General features: G+C 73.9%; 25 protein-coding genes and 1 CRISPR repeat array. Of the genes, 11 read left to right on the forward strand and 14 right to left on the reverse strand.

Annotated elements, in window-relative coordinates; translation table 11 throughout:
- Positions 1–68 precede the first annotated feature (68 nt).
- Positions 69–587 (reverse strand): hypothetical protein, encoded by a 519-nt coding sequence (locus ACFVNO_RS19940; RefSeq protein ID WP_378894515.1) that lies wholly within the window; start codon positions 585–587, stop codon positions 69–71.
- A gap of 284 nt (positions 588–871) precedes the next feature.
- On the opposite strand from ACFVNO_RS19940, the gene ACFVNO_RS19945 reads away from it, so the two are divergent.
- Entirely contained in the window at positions 872–1,468 is a 597-nt protein-coding gene (locus ACFVNO_RS19945) for a hypothetical protein (protein ID WP_378894520.1), read from the forward strand.
- Positions 1,469–1,573: 105 nt separating this feature from the next.
- Positions 1,574–2,090: a CRISPR direct-repeat array (repeat unit 29 nt; unit sequence CTGCTCCCCGCGCACGCGGGGATGGTCCC).
- A 2-nt stretch (positions 2,091–2,092) separates the two neighbouring features.
- Here the strand turns inward: ACFVNO_RS19945 and ACFVNO_RS19950 are convergent.
- Positions 2,093–3,010: an NADP-dependent oxidoreductase gene (locus ACFVNO_RS19950; RefSeq protein WP_355259391.1), complete on the reverse strand. Its 918-nt coding sequence runs from the start codon at positions 3,008–3,010 to the stop codon at positions 2,093–2,095.
- A gap of 133 nt (positions 3,011–3,143) precedes the next feature.
- On the opposite strand from ACFVNO_RS19950, the gene ACFVNO_RS19955 reads away from it, so the two are divergent.
- The gene (locus ACFVNO_RS19955; RefSeq protein WP_220561588.1) at positions 3,144–3,584 is read left to right on the forward strand and encodes a helix-turn-helix domain-containing protein; all 441 of its coding nucleotides are present in this window, start codon (positions 3,144–3,146) and stop codon (positions 3,582–3,584) included.
- Positions 3,585–3,599: 15 nt separating this feature from the next.
- Here the strand turns inward: ACFVNO_RS19955 and ACFVNO_RS19960 are convergent, their stop codons facing one another.
- Complete coding sequence (locus ACFVNO_RS19960; protein ID WP_355259394.1) at positions 3,600–3,998, reverse strand: MerR family transcriptional regulator; 399 nt, start codon at positions 3,996–3,998, stop codon at positions 3,600–3,602.
- 127 nt (positions 3,999–4,125) lie between these two features.
- On the opposite strand from ACFVNO_RS19960, the gene ACFVNO_RS19965 reads away from it, so the two are divergent.
- The gene (locus tag ACFVNO_RS19965; RefSeq protein WP_355259397.1) at positions 4,126–4,839 is read left to right on the forward strand and encodes an SDR family oxidoreductase; all 714 of its coding nucleotides are present in this window, start codon (positions 4,126–4,128) and stop codon (positions 4,837–4,839) included.
- A gap of 81 nt (positions 4,840–4,920) precedes the next feature.
- Here the strand turns inward: ACFVNO_RS19965 and ACFVNO_RS19970 are convergent, their stop codons facing one another.
- From ACFVNO_RS19970 to ACFVNO_RS19980, 3 genes are all read right to left on the reverse strand, one after another.
- The gene (locus tag ACFVNO_RS19970) at positions 4,921–6,885 is read right to left on the reverse strand and encodes a hypothetical protein (protein WP_378894526.1); all 1,965 of its coding nucleotides are present in this window, start codon (positions 6,883–6,885) and stop codon (positions 4,921–4,923) included.
- 140 nt (positions 6,886–7,025) lie between these two features.
- Positions 7,026–7,589 carry a hypothetical protein gene (locus ACFVNO_RS19975; RefSeq protein WP_378894529.1) on the reverse strand — a complete coding sequence of 188 codons (564 nt, stop codon included), beginning with the start codon at positions 7,587–7,589 and terminating at the stop codon, positions 7,026–7,028.
- 63 nt (positions 7,590–7,652) lie between these two features.
- Complete coding sequence (locus ACFVNO_RS19980) at positions 7,653–8,036, reverse strand: DoxX family protein (protein ID WP_355259406.1); 384 nt, start codon at positions 8,034–8,036, stop codon at positions 7,653–7,655.
- A gap of 203 nt (positions 8,037–8,239) precedes the next feature.
- Here ACFVNO_RS19980 and ACFVNO_RS19985 point away from each other — a divergent pair, with 203 nt between their 5' ends.
- The 4 genes from ACFVNO_RS19985 (at position 8,240) to ACFVNO_RS20000 (ending at position 11,624) form a co-directional block, all read left to right on the forward strand.
- Positions 8,240–8,818, forward strand: a complete 579-nt coding sequence (locus ACFVNO_RS19985) for a TetR/AcrR family transcriptional regulator (protein ID WP_220561584.1) — start codon at positions 8,240–8,242, stop codon at positions 8,816–8,818.
- Positions 8,819–9,442: 624 nt separating this feature from the next.
- The gene (locus ACFVNO_RS19990) at positions 9,443–9,778 is read left to right on the forward strand and encodes a hypothetical protein (RefSeq protein ID WP_378894534.1); all 336 of its coding nucleotides are present in this window, start codon (positions 9,443–9,445) and stop codon (positions 9,776–9,778) included.
- Between the two features lie 258 nt (positions 9,779–10,036).
- Positions 10,037–10,645, forward strand: coding sequence for a dihydrofolate reductase family protein (locus ACFVNO_RS19995; RefSeq protein WP_378894537.1), 609 nt, complete (start codon positions 10,037–10,039; stop codon positions 10,643–10,645).
- A 76-nt stretch (positions 10,646–10,721) separates the two neighbouring features.
- Positions 10,722–11,624: an aminoglycoside phosphotransferase family protein gene (locus ACFVNO_RS20000; RefSeq protein ID WP_378894540.1), complete on the forward strand. Its 903-nt coding sequence runs from the start codon at positions 10,722–10,724 to the stop codon at positions 11,622–11,624.
- A gap of 188 nt (positions 11,625–11,812) precedes the next feature.
- Here ACFVNO_RS20000 and ACFVNO_RS20005 read toward each other — a convergent pair whose 3' ends face one another.
- Positions 11,813–12,049: a hypothetical protein gene (locus ACFVNO_RS20005; RefSeq protein ID WP_378894543.1), complete on the reverse strand. Its 237-nt coding sequence runs from the start codon at positions 12,047–12,049 to the stop codon at positions 11,813–11,815.
- Positions 12,050–12,186: 137 nt separating this feature from the next.
- A complete protein-coding gene (locus ACFVNO_RS20010) occupies positions 12,187–12,459 on the reverse strand; it encodes a hypothetical protein (RefSeq protein WP_378894546.1) in 273 nt (90 codons plus the stop codon).
- 162 nt (positions 12,460–12,621) lie between these two features.
- Here ACFVNO_RS20010 and ACFVNO_RS20015 point away from each other — a divergent pair, with 162 nt between their 5' ends.
- The 4 genes from ACFVNO_RS20015 (at position 12,622) to ACFVNO_RS20030 (ending at position 14,225) form a co-directional block, all read left to right on the forward strand.
- Complete coding sequence (locus ACFVNO_RS20015; RefSeq protein ID WP_378894549.1) at positions 12,622–13,434, forward strand: Scr1 family TA system antitoxin-like transcriptional regulator; 813 nt, start codon at positions 12,622–12,624, stop codon at positions 13,432–13,434.
- Complete coding sequence (locus tag ACFVNO_RS20020; RefSeq protein WP_378894552.1) at positions 13,427–13,594, forward strand: DUF397 domain-containing protein; 168 nt, start codon at positions 13,427–13,429, stop codon at positions 13,592–13,594. The genes ACFVNO_RS20015 and ACFVNO_RS20020 overlap by 8 nt, the downstream gene beginning before the upstream one ends.
- A gap of 114 nt (positions 13,595–13,708) precedes the next feature.
- The gene (locus ACFVNO_RS20025) at positions 13,709–13,876 is read left to right on the forward strand and encodes a DUF397 domain-containing protein (protein ID WP_378894555.1); all 168 of its coding nucleotides are present in this window, start codon (positions 13,709–13,711) and stop codon (positions 13,874–13,876) included.
- A gap of 181 nt (positions 13,877–14,057) precedes the next feature.
- Positions 14,058–14,225 carry a DUF397 domain-containing protein gene (locus ACFVNO_RS20030; protein ID WP_355259430.1) on the forward strand — a complete coding sequence of 56 codons (168 nt, stop codon included), beginning with the start codon at positions 14,058–14,060 and terminating at the stop codon, positions 14,223–14,225.
- A gap of 82 nt (positions 14,226–14,307) precedes the next feature.
- Here the strand turns inward: ACFVNO_RS20030 and mgrA are convergent, their stop codons facing one another.
- The 6 genes from mgrA to ACFVNO_RS20060 all read right to left on the reverse strand — a co-directional run bounded on the left by mgrA (position 14,308) and on the right by ACFVNO_RS20060 (position 19,796).
- Positions 14,308–15,348 carry an L-glyceraldehyde 3-phosphate reductase gene (gene mgrA / locus ACFVNO_RS20035; protein ID WP_220561574.1) on the reverse strand — a complete coding sequence of 347 codons (1,041 nt, stop codon included), beginning with the start codon at positions 15,346–15,348 and terminating at the stop codon, positions 14,308–14,310.
- 156 nt (positions 15,349–15,504) lie between these two features.
- A complete protein-coding gene (locus tag ACFVNO_RS20040; protein ID WP_378894560.1) occupies positions 15,505–15,933 on the reverse strand; it encodes an HIT family protein in 429 nt (142 codons plus the stop codon).
- A 141-nt stretch (positions 15,934–16,074) separates the two neighbouring features.
- Entirely contained in the window at positions 16,075–17,268 is a 1,194-nt protein-coding gene (locus ACFVNO_RS20045; protein ID WP_378894563.1) for an aromatic acid exporter family protein, read from the reverse strand.
- A gap of 8 nt (positions 17,269–17,276) precedes the next feature.
- The gene (locus tag ACFVNO_RS20050; RefSeq protein ID WP_378894566.1) at positions 17,277–18,083 is read right to left on the reverse strand and encodes a SigB/SigF/SigG family RNA polymerase sigma factor; all 807 of its coding nucleotides are present in this window, start codon (positions 18,081–18,083) and stop codon (positions 17,277–17,279) included.
- A 223-nt stretch (positions 18,084–18,306) separates the two neighbouring features.
- Positions 18,307–19,290: a glycosyltransferase family 9 protein gene (locus ACFVNO_RS20055; protein ID WP_378894689.1), complete on the reverse strand. Its 984-nt coding sequence runs from the start codon at positions 19,288–19,290 to the stop codon at positions 18,307–18,309.
- A gap of 83 nt (positions 19,291–19,373) precedes the next feature.
- Complete coding sequence (locus ACFVNO_RS20060) at positions 19,374–19,796, reverse strand: CBS domain-containing protein (RefSeq protein WP_355259444.1); 423 nt, start codon at positions 19,794–19,796, stop codon at positions 19,374–19,376.
- Positions 19,797–19,926 lie beyond the last annotated feature (130 nt).

Raw genomic sequence — 19,926 nt, forward strand, 5'->3', positions numbered from 1 at the left:
GTCCGGGCGGGCACTGCGCGTCAGGCGGACGGCCGCCGGGTCGCGCGGTCGGCGCCCGGCCCCGACGGTCAGTCGTCGGCGGCGACGAGCAGGGTGATCCGGCCCCGCGCGCGGTCGATGGACACGAACTCGTGGAATTCGCCGTGGACACCTCCCCAGTCGTGGAAATCCTCCTCTCCGACCCCGTTCAGGTGGAAGACCCGCGCGGCCGCGTCCAGGACGTCGAACACCTCGCGCCGCAGGTCGGCCTCCAGGTCGGCGGGCACCGCCCCGTACTGCCCGGCCCAGGCGCGCAGGACCGCCGCGCTCTCTGCGGTTTCGACGGGTTCGTACGCCTCCGGGGAGATCGCCGCCAGCCAGTACGAACCGTGCCGGGTCTCCTCCGGGTGGGCGCCGTAGCCCGCGTACGTGTCCCGGAACTGCTCGTGCCCGATGAGCGCGGCGAGCAGCTCCCGGTCGCCGGGGGAGCCGGAGAACCGCAGGTGTTTGACGTCCACCCACCGGAAGGCGTGGGAGTGGGGGTCCGAGAACCTGTAGTGGCGGAAGTTGAGGAAGACGCGGCCTTCGTGGGCGAGGGTGTGCGTCATGGTCGGGCGGTGCGGGAGCGCCGGACGGGCTCCGCCGGGGGCCGGAGGGCGTGCCCGCGCGGGGATTCGGTGGTCACGGCTCCTCCGACGGCGATCTCGGTGACGCACATGGACTCGCACCCGCCTCTGCTCTCGACGGCACATGGAAGGCCCCTCTGGTGGGCTTCCCGGGCGCTTTCCATTCTGTGCCAGAGGGCCCGGCCCCGGTACCGGTTCGCCGGACCTGGGGATAACTCTGCCGGGGGCGTGCCCCGCTATCGTCGGTGGCGGACCGGGGAGGGGCGATGGGACGGCCTGAGGTGGGAGCCGCCCTGCGGCGGTGCGCCGAATGCGGCGGGTACGAGTACGCGGGCGCGCCCGCGTGCGGCATGTGCCGGGGCCTGGTGAACGGTGTCGTCGAGGAGGGCTGGGCCGGTTTCGTCGAGGAATTCGGCGGGGGCGACGAGGTGGAGCTCGCCGCCATGGTGGCCGACGAACCCGACCGCCACGACTGGCGTGTGGTGGACGCCGCCCTCGACCGGCTGACCTGTGCCGACTGTGGTGAGCGGACCGGCCGGGGGCCGCTCGGCTGCGCCCCCTGCGATCTCGCGCACGGTTTTCGCTACGTGGCGATCGAGTGCGACCGCCCGGGGGTTCCGCCGGGGAACGAGCACGCGGTCCGGGTGAACGTGTCGGTGGTGCGGCGGCCCCACGTGACCTCGGCGAACGAGTTGCTGCTGCGGCGCCTGATGTTGCCCGGGCTCCTTGTCGGACTGCTGCCGACCACCGAGGAGGCGCAGCGCCTCGCCGCCATGGCCAGACAGGTGGCCGGGCCGGAGCGGGAGCGCACGGTGGAGCTCATGGTGGAGGAGATGTTCAGCAGCCGCCGAGTCGAGGGGTGATTTCGCATTTGATGCGTAGAAAGTGCTCCTGTGGGTTCTGTGACTGATTCTTGAGAACTTGTAAAATCGCCTTATCTTCGGTGGAATCGTCGCAGGTCATTTACTCTGCTCCCCGCGCACGCGGGGATGGTCCCAAGAAGTGGGGCAGGCACTGGTGGCTTCCCCTCTGCTCCCCGCGCACGCGGGGATGGTCCCGCGGCCCACCAGAGGAGCCCCGATGTCCGAACCTGCTCCCCGCGCACGCGGGGATGGTCCCGACAACTACCCCATCGACCCGCGCGTGCTGAACTGCTCCCCGCGCACGCGGGGATGGTCCCGGCGGCGGCCGGGGTGTGATCACGGTGCAGGACTGCTCCCCGCGCACGCGGGGATGGTCCCCCGCCCCGGGGTGGTCAGAACGGCGGGGCGTCCTGCTCCCCGCGCACGCGGGGATGGTCCCTCGGCTTCCTTCTCCGCGATGTACTGGCGTGTCTGCTCCCCGCGCACGCGGGGATGGTCCCGAGGCCCGCGCTGAGCGGCGCCGGCCTCCGATCTGCTCCCCGCGCACGCGGGGATGGTCCCGTCGGCGGCGGCAAGGACTCCGGGGCGATGGTCTGCTCCCCGCGCGCGGGGAGCGGGTCAGGGTCAGGGCTGGAGGACGTAGCGGCCGCGGATGCCGCCCTTGGCGAAGGACCGGTGAGCGTCGGCGGCGTCGGCCAGCGGGACGACCGCGTGCACGCGGGTGGGCAGCTCGCCCGCGGCGGTGCGCGCGAGCAGGTCCGCCAGGCGGGCGCCGTCCGGCACCACATTCACGGCGCGCAGGTCGATCCCGCGCTCCGGGGCGATCGGCGAGACCGGCTGCACGCCCACGAAGACCCCTCCGTCGCGCACCAGGTCGCGCCCGCGCTCCTGGAGAGCCGCGGCGTCGGCGACGGCGTCCCAGCCCCCGATCTCGCGGTCGGTGAAGTCCGCCCCCAGGCCGCGGACGAACTCCTCGTCCGCCGACCGGGCGAGCCCCGTCACCCGCCAGCCGCGCTCCTGCGCGAGCGTCACCACGTACCCGCCGACGGCGCCCGCCGCGCCGGTCACCAGCAGCCGGTTCCCCTGCTGCGGCGCGTCGCCGAGCAGGTCGACCAGCTGGGCGGCGGTCAGCCCGTTGAGGGGCACCGTGGACACCGCGGCCAGGTCCTGCCCCTCGGGCACCTCGGCCACGTCGGCGGCCGGGACCACCAGCTGCTCGGCGTAGGTCCCGAAGTCCCGGTCGAGGCCGCCGACCAGCCCCGCGACGCGGGTGCCGACCGCCAGGTCCACTCCCTCGCCGACGGCCTCGACCGTGCCGGAGAAGTCCCAGCCCAGCCCCGTGTGCTCGGGCTGGTCGATGACCCCGATCCCGTGGAAGAACCCGGCGGCGACCGCGAGGTCGACCGGGTTGACCGGGGCGGCGGCGACCCGGACGCGGATCTCGCCGGGGCCGGGCTCGCGCAGCGGACGGTCGATGAACTCGATGGAGTCCGGCCCGTTCGGGACGCGGACGACGGCGGTGCGGAAGGTGGGGGTTCCCATGGTGGCGTCCTTTCAGGCCCCTGGGGGCCTTGCGCTCGGAAGCTGACAGGCATCACTCTGGTGGAGTAACTCTCCAATGGGAAGTACGCACCTCGAAGTGCGTAACCCACCCCCGGGTAGGAAGGACCGGCCGATGGCGACGATGACCGCGGCCCAGCGGCGGGCACAGGCGAAGGCCGACTACGACGCGTTCCTGGCGGCCTGCCCCAGCCGCCAGCTGCTCGACCGCATCTCCGACAAGTGGGTCACGCTGGTCCTGGCCGCGCTGGGCAGGGGCGGGCCGTGCCCCGCCGGTGAATCCTGGGAGGAGCCGCGGGCGATGCGCTACTCGGAGCTGTCCCGGCGCCTGGCCGGGGTCAGCCAGAAGATGCTCACCCAGACCCTGCGCTCGTTGGAGCGCGACGGCCTGGTCACCCGCACGGTGACCCCGACGGTGCCGGTGACGGTCACCTACGAGCTGACCGCCCTGGGACTCTCGCTGCACGAGCTGATGCGCGGCGTCAAGGCGTGGGCGGAGGAGCACATGGCCGAGGTGCTCGCGAACCGGGAGGAGTTCGACGCCCTGGCCGGGTGAGGCGGGCGCCGCCCGTCAGGAGGCGGCCGCCTGCTCGCGCAGTGCGGGGCAGTGCTCGGGGTCGGGGTGCTCGGTGAGCTCGATGACCCGGTCGAGCCGGCGCCCGGCCTCCTGGAGTTCGGCGATGCCCGCGGTGATGCGGGCCCGTTCGGCGCGCAGGGACTCCAGCACCCCGGGCGCCGCACGCCCCGCGTCGACGCTGGGCAGGATGGCGGCGACGGTGCGGCTGTTGAGCCCCGCCGCGAAGAACTGCCGGATGATTTGAACCCGCTCGACCGCCGACGGCGGGTAGACGCGCTGCCCGCTCGGCGTGCGCTCCGGGGTGAGGAGCCCCTGCTCCTCGTAGTAGCGCAGCGCCCGGGTGCTCACCCCGGCGTGCTCCGCCAGCACACCGATGCGCATGGAACCGCTCATCCGCTCCCCGCCCCTTTTGTCGTGGATCACAGTCCGCGGGCTTGCCCTTGACGTCAACGTCAGGTCCTACGGTATCCGGACGGGGCGGCGCTCTGGTCCGCCCGCACACGAGATTTCGGGGGAACCCATGGATGTCACCGGCTCCGTCGCACTGGTCACCGGAGCGAACCGGGGTATCGGCCGGCGCTTCGTCGACGAACTCCTGGCCCGCGGGGCCGCGAAGGTCTACGCGGCGGCCCGCCGTCCCGAGACCGTCGAGGTCCGTGACCCCAGGGTCGAGGCACTGCGACTGGACCTGCTGGACGCGGATTCGGTGGCGGAGGCGGCCGCGCGGGCCGCCGACGTCACCCTGCTCGTCAACAACGCCGGGATCGCCACCGGGGCGAACCTGGTGACGGGCGACCCGGACGCGATCCGGCTGGAGTTCGACACCCATTTCTTCGGCACGCTCGGCGTGATCCGGGCCTTCGCGCCCGTGCTCGCGGCGAACGGCGGGGGAGCGGTGGTGAACGTGCTGTCGGCGCTGTCGTGGTTCGCCTACGACGGCGCGGGGGCCTACTCCGCGGCCAAGGCCGCCGCCTGGAACATGACCAACGCGGTCCGCCTCGAACTGGCCGGCCAGGGGACCCTGGTGCAGGGGGTGCACCTCGGATCGGCCGACACCGACATGATGGCCGGTTACGACGTGCCCAAGATCGATCCCGCGGACGTGGCCCGGGCCAGCCTGGACGGTGTGGGCTCGGGGGCGATCGAGGTGCTGGTCGACGACGCGAGCCGCTCGGTGAAGGCGGCGCTGGCGGAGGACCCCGCGAAGTTCTACGCGCCGGCGCTCGGACGGTGACGGCGGTGCGGGCGCGGCGCCCTCCGGGGAGGTGAACGCGGCGGGGGCGGACGGGCACCGTCCGCCCCCGCCGGGCCGCGGTCACGCCCGGAGCCGGGAACGCAGCTCCTCGCGCTCCGCGCGCAGCCGCGCCGCGTTCTCGGGCCGGGCCCGGCCGGCGCGGTCCAGGGCCGACGACTCGTCGGCCAGGTCCAGGGCGGCGAGGCGCGCCGGGGCGGGGAGGTCCTCGTTCCCGGCGACGCGCAGCGCGGCCTCCAGCGCCCGGACGGAACCCCCGCGGAAGTGGTGGGCCCACAGGCCCGAGCCGCCCTCTTCCACGGCCACGGCGACGTGCGCGAACCCGCGGCGCACGAACGGCGGCCGTTCGGGGGCCTCCAGGAGTGACGCGCAGGCGGCCGCGACCGGCGGGATCCCGCGCAGACGGGCGCGCACCAGGGCCAGGGCGTGCGCCGCGGCCTGGGTGCCCTTGTCACCGCTGTGGGTGTGGGGGAGGATCTCGGCCTCCGCGGCGAGGTCGGCGTCCCGGCCGCGGTCGAGCGCGCCGAGTAGGAGCAGGCGGACGGGCAGGGACCACTGGCGCTTGTCGCGCAGCACGGTGTCGGCGACCTTGTCCGCGGTGGCCTCGCCCAGGCGGGCCAGGGCCGCCGCGTACGTCACGACGGCGGGCGGGGCGCTCGTGTACGGGTCCGGCTTCACGAACAGGCGCTTGCGCCACGTGCGGGCGAACGGGGCGAGGTCCTGCGGACGCAGGGCGTTCGCACCGTGGAGGAGTTCGAGCAGGACTGCGAGGGCGGGCTCGGAGAGGTCCGGGCGGGCGAGCGCGGCCCGCAGGCCGTCCAGGTGCCGGGCGACGACGGCCTCGCGCAGTTCGACCGCGGCGTCCCGCCCGGGCCGGTGCTCGGGGTCGAACCCGGGACTCGGGGGCAGGCCGGCCGAGGCGCGCACCTCGTCGACGGCGTCGGGCCAGGCGGCGTCAGCCGCCCGGATCTCGGGCGCCGTGCGCGCGGCCGGGGCGCCGGCCGGGGCGCCGGCCGGGACGGGGGTGCGGGTCCAGCGGTCGGCGACGACGACCCGGAGCCAGGGCGGTACCCGCTCGTCGCGGAGCGCGGCCAGGGCGTGGGCGCGGGTGGAGCCGCCGAAGCGGGAGACGAGGCGGACGGCGGCCTCCAGGACGCGGGGCGCGGCGTCCTCGCCGCCCGCGGCCCTGATCTCCTCGGCGAGGTCGACGGCCGCGGACACGGGGTCCGCGCCGTCGGCGGCGGCCAGGTCGAGGAAGGTGGAGACCTGGCGCCCCTCCAGGGCCGCGGCGCGGGCGGCCCGGATCGCTCCGGGGTCCTTCCACCGGTTCAGCACGCGGGCGTCGGCGCGGCCGAGTTCGGCCAGGACGGTGGCCGCCGGACGGGCCCGGGGGTGGCCGGTCTCCAGGGCGTGGGCGGTCAGGGCGGCGGCCTCGTCGCCGTGGGGGCGCAGGGCGTCGAGGCCGTCGGGGGAGAGGGCGGTGTCGAGGTCGGCGCGGGAGAGGGCGCCGCGCAGGCGCAGGGCCCGGGCGGCGGGGGCGAGGAGGTCGCACATGGCGGGGTGGGCGACGAGTGCGTGGAGGAGTTCCTCCTCGCCGTCCCGGAAGGGGACCGGGCCGGAGCGGTCGTCGCCCAGGACCTCCAGGCGGGTGCGCCACTCGTCGGTGAGCGCGGGGTCGACGCGGCGGGGCGCGGCGTCGCGGCGCAGGACGAACACCTCGGTGTCGGAGCGCCCGCCCAGGACCGCGAAGCCGTGCGGTTCCAGGAGGGAGAGGGCGCGGGCCACGGCGGCGCGGTCGCCGCCGAAGTAGACGCGCTGGGGGCCGACCAGGGCGCCGGAGGGGTCGAACCCCTCGGCCTGGGTGTGCCAGCCGAGGTAGGGGTGGGAGGCGGGGAGGCCGCGGCGGGCACGCTCATCCCCGGCCCGGCCGTGCACCTCGTCCTGGGTGACGAGGTGGCGGCCGGGCTCGATGAAGAGGACCCCCGGGGCCCGGCGGAGGGTGTCGAGGATCAGGTCGCGCTCCGACATGGGAGGGACATTAGCCGGGACGGGGGACAGGTCCGCGCTGCCGCGCGGGCCAGATGAGATCTATGGCGTAAAGGTGGCGGTCTGTGCACTCTGCCCTTCGCCGGACGGAGACCATCCCCACCACCGAGGGTCGATACCGGTCACCACCCCTTGAGGGACGAGACCCAGGTGTTGAAGGGGTCGGGGTCGGCCGTGTGCCAGTGGGCGGGCACCTCGGTGCCGAACTCCGCCTCGACCCAGGCCCGGAAGGGCGCGAGGGCTGCCACGGCCTCGTCCTCCTCCGGTGGCCCGGTCAGGAGTTCGGAGAAGGGGAGGTCGGCGTAGCCGATCGCGATGAGCCGCAGGAAGTCGACCGCGGAGTCGGCCAGCAGGAACGCCTCCCCGTCCGAGCTCAGGGCGACGAACCGCGTCGTCCCGGAGTCGTTCCACAGCAGGCACATGCCGCCGTCGCCGGAGATCTCGCCCAGCGGCACGAGGTCGCCGTGACCGGGCTCGCCGGGTTCGAACCGCCCGGTCAGGCTCTCGCCGGGCGAGAACACCACGCCCAGCTGCCGGTTGCCCGGGTACGGGGTGAGGAAGTACCCGTGCTCGTTGGTGAACCCGAAGCCCTGGGCCTCCATCCACGCCCAGGCCCGCTCCAGGGGCTCGGGCAGGGTGATCCCGGCGGGCAGGTGTGGGGTCAGCAGGTCGGTCATGTGCGTCATCGCGGGCTCCCGGGGCGGGTGGTGCGGTCGGGCCGGTCGCTCGGATTCTGCCGTACGCCGGTGTCAGGAACGTGGGGCGATGGGCTCTCTCGTGTGGCGCCCCCAGGCGACGAAGGCCGCGAGAGCGAGGAGTACGGCGTTGAACGCCACGTCCGACTCCCCCCGGGAGAGGTGGAAGACGATGGCGGACGCCTGGAGCGCGGCGCAGCCGAGGGCGGCCAGGACGGCCAGCCCCGGCCGGATGCGGGTGAGGGCGGGGAGCAGGACGCCGAGGCCGCCCAGGACGTCGAGTACGGAGGTGGTGTAGAGCAGCGCGGGCGGGGTCTGCCCGACCCAGGGGAAGACCTGGGCGAGTTCGGTGACGGGGGTGGTGAGCTTCCAGACTCCGCCGCCGACGAAGACCAGGGCGAGGAGGAGCTGGGCGGCCCAGAGGCCGATGTGGAGCACACGGGGGCGGGAAGAGGGGGTCGGGTGCCGTCGGGGTTCGGTCTTCATGAGGTCTCTCCGGGGTTCGGGGGTGGGAACGGGTCAGGCGTGACGGGCGACGCGGTGTCGTCCATCCGGTTCAGAAAATAGCCCATCAACCAGATAGTAGACAACTCGTTCAGAAGTCGCCGGGGTGTGTGGAAAACCGGCTAGTATCGCTCACCATGGGAACCAAGGAGCCGGACGGCGTGGACCCCAGGGTCCTGCGGACCCGGCGCGACGTCGTCGAGGCCGCCACGGAACTGTTCGTGACCGAGGGGTGGAGCGTGGTCACCCACGCGGAGGTCGCCAAGCGGGCCGGCTACTCCAAGGCGACCGTCTACGCGCACTGGCCGACGCGCCTGGACCTGATGCGGGCGTCGATCGGGAAGATCTGCGACGAGGCCGACCACCCGGAGCCCACCGGCGACCTGCGTGAGGATCTGGTGCGGGGGCTGGTCGATTTCGCCGAGGACCTGGCGGGGGGCCACCTGGACCGGGTGTTCGGGGGGCTGCTGGAGCGGGCGGGGAGCGACCCGGAGGTGGACGAGCTGCGCCGGCGGCTCTACGAGGCGGGGACCCGGTCGCTGGAGGCGGTCCTGCGGTCGCACCTGCCGCCGGAGGACGTCGAGCCGTCGCTGGCGCTGCTCGTGGGCGGGGTGCTCGCCCGGGGTGCGTTCCAGGCGCGGCCGGCGACGCGGGGGTTCGTCGAGGACCTCGTGGACCGGGTGCTGGCGTCCGCTCGCCGGGGCGAGGCGGAGTGACGCGGGTGCAGGCCGTGGCGGGAGTGGAAGCGGGATCGGTGCCCGGGGCGGGAGCGGTGCCCGGGGAGCGCCGGGACCGTTCGGGGCCCGTGCGGTCGGGGCGGCCCGTGGTGGTCGTGGTGCCGTGGGGCGGGGGCGCTCCCGGCGGGGCGGCCGGTCGGCTGTGACCGGCGGCGGGCCGGGTGGTCATGGCGCCGCCGGTACGAGTTCGTCCTTTCCGGGGCGGTGACCGGGACCGGCTCCCCCGAGCAGAGCGACGCGAGTGGGGGCAGGGCGGGCATGGCGCCTCAGGGCCCCTTCACTCCGGGCCGGGCGGCCGGGGGCGGAGTGCCGCGGGTGGGGCTGGATGGGCGTGGCGCCGCCGGGGCGGGACTGCTCCGGGCGGGGTGGTCGGTCGGCTGTGACCGGCGGCGGGCCGGATGGACACGGCACGGCCGGGGCGGGGTTGCTCCCTCCGGTGGTGACCGGGGGCTGTTGCCCGGGTGGGTGAAGTCCGGGTGTACGGGAAGTGAGGCCCACGCCACGTAACCCCGAACACCCTGTTCCAGGTGGCGTGCTGCACACTGTTGGGCATCACATTTTCGCGCTGCCCGCTCCGGCGCCCTCTGAGAGGCATCCCCCATGATGACGCGAACACTTCTGCCGACCCCTGTTCCGGTCCTGGCCTCGGTCGCGGCCGTCCTCCTGTTCACCGGCTGCGGATCCCCCTCCGGCGAGGACGCCCACCGGGCCGCGGCGGCCGCGGCCCTGGGCAGGGACCAGCTCACCGACACCACGTGGGCGGAGATCCAGAGCGAGGCCGAGAGCACCTGCGAAGAGGAGGAGGGCGTGTTCGCCCTGGCGACCACGATGACCGCCGAGGACGACGCGGAACTCGCGTTGCGCAGGGTGAACGTCGAGCACGTGTGCCCGGACCGGCTGGCGGAACTGGACGAGGTCGTCGCCGGACTCCCCGGCTAGGGAACGACCGCCGTCCGCCGCGCGTCCTGCGCGGTCCCCGGACGCCCCGTGGCGGCGCCCGCAGGTCGGGGCGCGCCCGGGGGCGTGCGCCCCTCCCGCCGGTGTGGCCGCTGTGGCGTGTCGGCGGCCTGGGGCAGGATCGTGTCCGGTGGCGGGCCCCGGGCGGCCCGGCCCTCCCGCCGCCGTTCGCGGCCCGGCCGGACCGGGTTCCGCGCGGCCTGGGCCCGGCGTCCCGGAACCCGGAAGGGGAGAGCGGAAATGACCAAGGTGACCTGCGACCTCTCGATCTCGGCCGACGGCTGTGCGGCCGGGCACGGTCAGACCGAGGAGCGCCCGTTCGGCGACGACGGCGGTGACGGCTCGGGCGCCGCGCTGCACGCCTGGATGTTCGACACCCCCGAGGAGAACCGGGCCGAACTCGACCTCATGGCGGGGGCGGGGGCCTACATCATGGGGCGGAACATGTTCGGTCCCGTGCGCGGCGGGTGGGACCGGGAGTGGAACGGGTGGTGGGGCGAGGACCCGCCGTTCCACGCGCCGGTGTTCGTGCTGACCCACCATCCGCGCGATCCGCAGCCGATGGCGGGCGGCACCACGTTCCATTTCGTCACCGACGGGATCGGGGCCGCGCTGGCGCGGGCGCGCGAGGCGGCCGGGGACGCGGACGTCGCGGTGGCGGGCGGTGCCGCCACGGTCAACCAGTTCCTGGCCGCGGGGCTGATCGACGAGCTGCGGCTGCACATCGTGCCGGTGGTGTTCGGCGGCGGGACGCGGCTGTTCGAGGGGGTTCCGCCGCTGAGGCTGGAGCAGGTGGGGTCGCGGGCGGCGACCGGGGTGACGCACGTGACGTACCGGGTGCCGCGCTGACCGGGTGAGCGGCCGGGCGGCCGGGCGGCCGGAAAAATCGTGTGCTCCGCGGGCGCCGGGCCGCCAGACTGGGCCGATGTTCATGCACAGCGACCAGATCGTCCTCACCCCGCAGACCGCCGCACGGCTCATCGAAGACCAGTTCCCGCACTGGGCGGGGCTGCCGCTGGTCCCGGTCCTGCCCGGGGGCACGGTGAACGCGGTGTTCCTGCTGGGCGACGACCTCGTCGCCCGGTTCCCCCTCCAGCCGGCCGACCCGCAGGCCGCGCTGCTCGTTTTGGAGGGTGAGGCCGCGGCGGCGCGCGAGCTCGCGGGCCGCACCCGTTTCGCCACCCCCGAGCCGGTGGCGATCGGCGCGCCGGGGGAGGGGTACCCGATGCCGTGGAGCGTGCAGACGCGGTTGCCGGGGACGCCCGCGGACCGGGTCGACGCCGGGAGCGGCACCGACTTCGCCCTGGACCTGGCCGAGTTCGTGCGCGGGGTGCGCGCGATCGACACCCGGGGGCGGGTGTTCCGCGGTCAGGGGCGCGGCGGCCGGATCGCCGACCACGACGCGTGGGTGCGTACCTGCCTGGAGCGTTCGGAGGGGTTGCTGGACGTGCCCCGGCTGCGCCGGCTGTGGGAGGGGCGGCTGCGCGACCTGCCGCGGGGGAGCGACCCGGACGTGATGTCGCACGGGGACCTCATGCCGGGCAACCTGCTGGTGCGCGAGGGGCGCCTGGTGGGTGTGGTGGACGTGGGCGGGCTGGGGGCGGCCGATCCGGCGCTGGATCTGCTGTGCGCCTGGGATGTGCTGGAGGAGGGTCCCCGGGCCGTGTTCCGGGAGGCGTTGGGGGTCGGCGACGCGGAGTGGGAGCGCGGGCGGGCCTGGGCGTTCGAGCAGGCGTTGGGGCTGGTCTGGTACTACCGCGAGAGCAATCCGCCGATGAGCCGGATCGGCCGTCGTACGCTGCGGTGGATCCTGGAGAGCGAGGGGTGAGGCGGGGGACGGCCGTGTCGCCGGTGGCCGTGGTGTTTTTTCCTGCCTGAAGAGTGTGAGGGGTAGGGCGGTGTCGGCTCCGGTCCTTGCCGCCGGAGGCGGGCCGGGGGCCGGCACGGCGGGCCCCCGGCCGCGTGCGGGTCGCCGCCGCGGCCGGGGCGTAGGGGCCCTTGGGGCGCGGGGGCGTTTCAGGGGCGCCGGGCCTTGTGCCAGGGGGTGGGCAGGGCGCCGCCCCTGCACAGGTGGGCGTGGAGGATGCCGAAGGCGCGGTCCGCGTCGCGCAGGGCGGTGACCGGGTCGGCATCGGGCTCTTCGATGTCGCGCAGGGCGGAGGAGAGGTCGTCGAACAGTTCGTCGGCGCGTTCCTGCTGGGCCGGGGTCGGGGGCCGCTTGCGGCGGGGGCCGCCGGGTTCGGTCCGGGACATGGCGTCGTTCCCTTCTGTGGTCGGTCGGTGTGTGCGTGTCCGTCGTGGGAGCGGAAGCCGTTCGGCCGGCCGGGGCGCCGGGACCGGGCGGGCGCGGGGCGCGGTGAGGCGGGCGAAGTCGTCGAAGCCCAAGGGGTTCACAGCCGTCCCAAGAGTTCGGCGACCAGGTCGCGGGCCAGGGCGTCCTCGTCGCCGGAGCGGGCGACCGGGACGGTGACGTGGGGTTCGCCGGGCATCGGGCGCCACCATTGCCGGTCGACGTGGCGGACGGTCACGCGGCGCCCCGCGTACTCGGCGCGGACGGAGCCGGGGAGGTCGCCGTCCCCCGCGGCGATCCCGCGCCGTCGCAGCGCGGAGTGGAGGGCGAGGACGGCCTCCTCGTGGAGTTCCGAAGACGGTGCGGGCGGCATGCGGCGGCTCCTGGCACATAGTGGGCTCGGGTACGACTTGAAGTGTCCGCCGATGGAAAGTGCCAGGTAAAGGGACTTGTCTGCTCAGCGGCGAGGTTCCGGTGCCTTCGGAATTTCACGGAATCGCTCCGGAGGGAGCGGCGGATGTGCTCTCCTGGACGTATGCCCCCTGTACCGAAACAGGTTCTGTCGCGTTACGGCCGTGAGGTGGCACGCCTGCGCACCGAGGCGGAGCTGACGCAAACCGCGCTGGCCAATCGTGTCCAGAGCAGCAAAAGCCAGATATCGGACGTGGAGCGCGGAAAGGCTCCGCCGTCGCCGAGGCTGCGGAAAGCGCTGGACGAGTCGATCGGCTTCGGGAGACTCTCGCGCCTGTGGGAGGACCTGACCGGCAGCAACCGTGCGCCCTGGCTGTCGGAGATCGCCACGGCCATCCAGGACGCGGAGGCCATATGGGAGTACCAAGCTCTGGCCTTGCCCAGCTATCTGCAGATCGAGCGGTATGCCCAGACGCTGGTTCGCACGGCTTTGCCGTGGCTTTCGCCGGATGAGCTGGAAAGAAGTGTGACCGAGCGAGTCACGCGCGCGAGGCATTTCGCGGAATCGCTGCGCCCGTTGCTCTGGCTGGTGCTGGATGAGACTCTGCTGCACCGCAGGTACGGAGGAGTGGAAGTCACCAGGGAGCAGCTCACGCACCTCGCTGATCTGGCGGAGAGCGGGCGCATTACGCTACAGGTCATGCCGGCGGATCACCCTAGGCACCCTGGTAACTCAGGTTCCTTCCGGGTGATCACCATGCGAGACTCCACGGAACTCGCTTACGTTGAGAGCGCTGAAGAAGGACGCATCCTGACCAGTGCGACAGTGGTTGCCCAGCGCAGGATGTTGCTGGGGAGTCTGCAAGGGTTGGCATGGGATCCGGAGACCTCTCTCCGGGCCGTCCGCGAAGAAGTGAAGAGGTTGGGCAGTGACTGAGTGGCACAAGTCAAGCTACAGCGGGGGATCGAATGACTGCGTTGAGGCGCGCGAGTTCGCGGCCGGCGCGGATGTCCGGGATACGCAGAACCGTGAGGCCGGGCACCTGACCTTCGACCGGGTGGAGTGGGCGGCTCTCCTTCAGTCCGTGAGCCGCTGACCTTTCCGATCCTCCCCTCGGCTCCCGCGTTCGCGTGGGAGGTATCAAGTCCCGGATGAGGACGCGGGGTGTGGGTAGAACCCGAACGGTTGTCGAAATCCAGGAGGGCAGTCCATGGCTGAGTGGCACAAGAGCACCTACTCGGACGGCGGCTCGAACTGCGTTGAGGCGCGCGAGTTCGTCGCGGGCGCCGATGTCCGGGACACGCAGAACCGTGAGGCCGGACACCTGACCTTCGACCGGATGGAGTGGGCGGCGTTGGTGCGCTCCGTGAGCCGCTGACCTTTCCGATCCCTCACCCGACCCCCCGCGTCCGCGCGGGGGGTCTCCTTGTGCGTTGCCAGGGGCTCGGTCCCCTCCGCCCGGGACGGGGCCTCGCCCCTCACATGCGTGTTCTGTTTCTCAATGGGAAGCACGGTGTACAAGTAGGTCGAAACTGTCAAAGAACGCGAAGGGCATATCCATGGACGAATGGCGCAAGAGCACCTACAGCAACTGCGAGGGCAACTGCGTGGAGGTTCGGGAGACCCCTCGGGCCACGGACGTCCGGGACACGCAGCACCGCGAGGCCGGCCACCTCTCCTTCACCCCCGGCGAGTGGTCCGCGCTCCTGCGCTCGCTGACCCGCTGACCCGCGGGGAGCCGCGGTCGCGCCGACGACGGCCTCCGTCGGCGCGACCGCCCCGGCCGCTACACCGCCCCCGCCCCCGCCGCTACAGCGCGCCGGTCCGGGCGTCGTGCCACAGGTCCACGCCGCCGTCGATCGCGTGCTCGTCGATCGCCGCCAGCTCCCGGTCGGTGAACTCCAGGTTCCCCAGCGCCGCCACGTTCTGCTCCAGCTGCGCCACCGACGACGCCCCGATGACCAGCGACGTCACACGCGGGTCGCGCAGCGCCCAGGCCAGGGCCAGCTGCGCCAGCGTCTGCCCGCGCTCCGCGGCGATGCCGGCGAGCGCCCGCAGGTGCCCCAGCGTCTCCTCCGACAGCCACCCGGCGTCGAAGGACTTGTCCTGGGTGGCCCGGGACCCCTCCGGCACGCCGTTCAGGTACCGGTCGGTGAGCAGCCCCTGGGCCAGCGCCGTGAACCCGATGACGCCCACGCCCAGTTCGCCGACGGTGTCGAGCAGCCCCTCGGTCTCGATCCACCGGTTGAGCATCGAGTAGGAGGGCTGGTGGATGAGCAGCGGCGTCCCCAGCCCGTGCAGGATCTCGTACGCCCTCCGGGTGCGCTCGGCGTCGTAGGAGGAGACGCCCACGTACAGCGCCTTGCCCTGGCGCACGGCGGTGTCCAGCGCCCCCATGGTCTCCTCCAGGGGAGTGGAGGCGTCCAGCCGGTGGGAGTAGAAGATGTCGACGTAGTCCAGGCCCATGCGCTGCAGCGACCGGTCCAGCGAGGCCAGCACGTACTTGCGGGAGCCGCCCCCCTGCCCGTACGGCCCCGGCCACATGTCCCACCCGGCCTTGGTGGAGACGACCATCTCGTCGCGGTAGGGGGCGAAGTCCTCGCGCATGAGGCGGCCGAAGTTGATCTCGGCGGCCCCGTAGGGCGGCCCGTAGTTGTTGGCCAGGTCGTGGTGGGTGATGCCCAGGTCGAAGGCGCGGCGTGCGATGGCCCGCTGGGTCTCGAAGGGGCGGTCGTCGCCGAAGTTGTGCCAGTACCCCAGCGAGAGCACGGGCAGGTCGAGGCCGGACCGGCCGGTGCGCCGGTAGAGCATGGTTCCGTCGTAGCGTTCGGGGGCGGCGACGTAGGTCATCGTGCGGGTTTCCTCAGGTGGGCGGTGCGGCCGGGGTGTCCCGCGCGGGCGGGCCGGCCGGTACGACGGTCCAACTCTGCTCCGGCCCGCGCCCGTTGTCCAACGGGCGCGGGCCGGAGCCGGGGACCGCGGCCCCCGGGGGCGCCGCGCCGTTCCTCAGCGGGGCGGGACGGCCTCGGGGTAGCCCAGCTCGGTCAGCGCCCGGCGCAGCCGGTCGGCGGCCTCGCCCAGCACGGCGTCGTCCTTCTCCACGGGCAGGTCCGAGACGTCGAGGTCGCTCGGCTCCCAGATCGGTGACACGTGGATGTGCAGGTGGGGGACCTCCAGGCCGGCGATGATCAGTCCCGCCCGCGGGGCGTCCCACGCCTTCTTCACACCCCGGCCGACGGCCCGGGCCACGCCCGTGCAGTGGGCCAGCAGCTCCGGGTCGGCGGTGGTCCAGTCGTCCACCTCCGCGCGCGGTACGACGAGCGTGTGCCCGGGGCGCAGCGGCGCGATGGTGAGGAACGCGACGGCGACCGGGTCCTCCCAGACGAAGTGGCCCGGCAGTTCGCGGTCGATGATGCGGGTGAACAGAGTCGGCATGGTCGCCCTTCCGGAGGAGACGGTGCGGTTCCCGGGGCGGGAGCCCCGGGGCAACGCTCTCACGTCCGGTCCCGCCGTCGGCGGGTGTCCGCACGGTCTGCGAACGGCCCCGGGCGGTTCCGGGCCGGAGGGCGGCACGGCTCAGCGGGAGGACGGCGCGGAGGCGGCCAGGACCTCGTCCACCGCCTGGAGCTCGTCGAGCAGGCGCACCGACTCCACCAGGAGCACCCCGTAGGGGAGCGAGGGGTCGTCCAGCGGCGGGCCGCCGCCGCTCCGGCAGTGCCGCTCCAGCTCCCGCTCGGAGCGGTCGGCGCGTTCGACGGCCGTGTGGAACCCCTCGACCGGCGGGTCCCAGCCGGGGACCTCGGTGTCCTCCCACTCCTCCAGGACGCGCCACGCCTCGGCGGCGGTCAGCAGCAGGTCCCCGCACCGCGCCATCATGGCGGGCCCGGTGTCCCGGTCGTCCTGGGGGCTGTAGGTGAGGCTGCGGGCGATGGAGGCGGCCCGGTGGACGGCGCGCTCCAGGGCGTCGACGAGCCGGTCGTGGTCGCGGACGTGGGGTGTGCCGGAGTGGAACACCCGGCGGGGGTTGTAGAGGGTGCTCTCCCGGGCGGTCCCGGTGGCCTCGCGCGCCTGCCGGACGCTGCTCAGCAGCTCGTCGGTGCGTTCGCCCCACCGCTGCGCGGTGTCGCGGTCGGGGCGGCCCTCGCGCAGGGCACCGCCCATGTCCTCGCACAGGCCGCGCAGCCCGCCCGCCAGGGAGGCCACGGCCGCGGCGGCGCCGCGCAGGCGCAGCGGCGGCAGCAGCAGGAGGTTGACGGCCACCCCGATGCCGGCCCCGATCAGGACGACGGCGAAGATCTCGGCGGCCTGGGACACCACCGCCTGCGCCCCGTTCAGGGAGACGAAGACGGAGAAGGCGAAGAACGCCGCCGTGGCGACCTGGTTCCCCTGGTCGCCGAGGCGGCGCCAGCGGCCGATCAGCAGGGCCGCCAGCGCCGCCAGGGCGAAGACCGCGTACCCCGGTCCCGCCAGGATCGCCAGGACGGTGGTGAGGGCGAGGCCCAGCAGGACCGCCCCGAGCATGCGCAGCGAGCGCAGCAGGGAGCGGTAGAGGGTGGTCTCCACCATCAGCAGGGCGGCGAACGGCGCGAACGCGGGTGTCGTCGCCTTGATGAGGCCGAAGGAGACCAGCCAGGACAGGGTGGCGGCCAGGGCGGCCTTCAGGACCACGACGGCGGTCTCCCGCTCCGGTGTGCCCCGGGTCAGGGCCCGCCGGGCCCGGCGGGCGGCGCGGGCGGGGAGTCGCTCGGTCCTTCGGACGTCGCGGGTCACCGTGCCCCTCAGCTCGGCGTGTCGTCCCGGTCCACCCGTTCCCTGAGCTTGTCCAGGGTGGCGGCCAGGAGTCGGGAGACGTGCATCTGGGAGCAGCCGATCTCCTCGGCGATCTGCGCCTGGGTGAGGTCCTCGAAGAAGCGCAGCCGGAGCAGGACGCGCTCGCGGTCGTCCAGGCAGCACATGGCCGGGCGCAGGGACTCGCGTTCCAGGACCAGTTCGTAGGACTCGTCCTCGCCGCCGATCCTCTCCTCCAAGGTGGGGCTCCCCTCCTCGTCCTTGTGGTCGGGCAGGTCCAGGGACAGGGTGCTGTAGGCCTCGGAGGCCTGGAGCAGCTCCTCGACCTCGGCCCGGGGCAGGTCCATCTCGCGGGCGAGCTCGTCGATGCCGGGCTCGCGGGCGTGGCGCTGCTGGAACTCGATGCTCACCCGGTGGAGGCGGCCGCGCCGCTCCTGGTGGCGGCGGGGCACGCGCACCGCCCAGGTGTGGTCTCGGAAATGGCGCTTGATCTCGCCGGTGACGGTGGGCAGCAGGTAGGAGATGAACTTCTTGCCGCGGTGGGGGTTGTAGCCGTGGACGGCCTTGACCAGGCCCAGGTGGGCGGTCTGGCGCAGGTCCTCGTAGGGTTCGCCGCGTCCGCTGTAGTGGCGGGCGATCCGGTACAGCAGGGGCCGGTACAGCTCCAGGACCTCCTCCTGGATGCGGATCGCCTCCGGGTCGTCCTGGGGCAGGGCCTGGAGCCCTTCCAGGAGTTCTTCCGCCGAGCGCCCCTCGACTTCCTTCTCGTCGACTGCGGGGCCGGTCTCGATGGGCATGGCTTCCTCCACGTGAGCGGGAGTGGTGCTCGTGATGCGGTCCGCGGTCGGCGCCTTCGCCGGTGCGGTGCCGCGTCCTCGTTGTGCGCCGGGCGGGTGGTACCGGTCTTCCGCCCAGGTCACGGCGGTCGGATCCGACCGTGTTCACCCGGTGCCGTGTGAGCGGCTCCGGTGGGTGACCTCGTGGCCTATGTGCCCACTGAGACGGTTGCTAACGTTTCGGTCACTTCTTTTCTGGAGTGTTGACTCCGGAGTGGCCGTCCATGTGCCGGGCGGCCCGGGGTGCGGTGGCCTCCAGGAGGCGGCGGCACGCGGCGGTCACCTCGCCGGTCCCGAGCAGCGCCAGGCCCGGGTCGAGCTCCGTGCCGTGGGGGTCGCCGCGGCGGCCCGACCACAGGCAGGTGTGCAGGTGGCCGTCCCGGCGGGGGCCCCACAGGGCCGGGGGGACCGGCCCGAAGAGGCGGACCGAGGGTGTGCCGTAGGCGGTCGCCAGGTGCGCCACGCCGGTGTCGCCGCACACCAGGAGCCGGGCGTGGGCGACGAGCCCGGCCAGCAGGCCCAGGGAGGTGCGGCCCGCCAGGACCGACCCCTGGGGCAGGCCGGCGGTCTCCGCGACGCGTTCGGCCAGTGCGGCCTCCTGCCGGGAGCCGGTGACCAGGACGTGCAGGCCGAGGCCGGAGAGGTCCCGTGCGACGCGGGCGAAGCGCTCGGGCGGCCACCGGCGGGCCGGGGAGGCCGCCCCGGGGTGGACGAGGGCGATGGGCCGGTCGGCCCCCTCGGGCTGCTCAGGCCGGGGCCAGCGCAGGTCGCGGGGGTCGGCGGGGACGCCGTGCCAGGTGGTCAGGGCGGCCCAGACGTCGGCGTCGTGGATCCCGTCGGGCCAGGGCGGGCCCGGCCGGTGCGGGGCCTCGGGGTGCCGGTGGGTCCACAGGCGGCGGGGCGCCAGCGCGGCCAGGGCGGCCGTGCTCTGCGGGCCGCGGCCGTGAAGGTTGACGGCGAGTTCGGGGGCCGTGCGCGGGCGCGGTTCGGGGACGTGCAGCGCGGGGGTGGGCAGGACCTCCCAGCGGAGTCCGGCCAGGCGCAGGAGGTGGCGGTACCAGGAGGGCCCGGCCAGGACCCGGTGCCATTGCGGCAGGGCCCGTTCGAGCGCCCGCAGCGCGGGGACGGCGGTGACGAAGTCCCCCAGTCCCAGTGAGCGGCTCACCAGGACCAGGGGGCGTTCGCCGACCGCGGGCCTCCCGTCCGGCCCCCCGTGGCCGGGCGGGAGGCGCCCGTCGCAGGGGCGCCGCGTCACCGGTTGGGATCCGCGGAGCTGACGTCGGCCAGGGCCGACTTCTCGTCGACGGCCTGGGCCAGGTCGCCCATGCTCACGACGCCCACGACCCGGTCGCCGTCCACGACGGGGAGCCGGCGTACGGCGCCCTCGCGCATGGTGTTCACGGCGTCGCGGATGTCGCTCTGCGGCGGCACCGTGGCCACGTCGGAGCTGCAGATCTCGCCGGCGGTGTGGTCGGCGGGGTTCCCGTTCTCGGCCACGCACCGCACGACCATGTCCCGGTCGGTGACGATGCCCACCAGGTGGTCGTTCTCGGTCACCAGGACGTCGCCCAGGTCGGCGTCGCGCATGATCCGCGCGACCTCCTGCAGTGACGTGTCGGGTGAGACGGTGCGGACCTGGGTGGTCATCACGTCGGAGATGCTCTTCGTCGCCATTTCCGGTCCCCCTCCTCGGGTCGGAGCCAATGGGAGTGCACCTGGCCACTAGCCCGCGCCGCGGCGCGTAAACCCCTTCGCCCGGCGGCGCTTCGGGCCGCGCACCCATGTCCGGCGCCCATGTTTAGCG

Origin of the sequence: Nocardiopsis sp. NPDC057823, from assembly GCF_042797335.1 — a bacterium.
Lineage (GTDB): Bacteria > Actinomycetota > Actinomycetes > Streptosporangiales > Streptosporangiaceae > Nocardiopsis > Nocardiopsis changdeensis.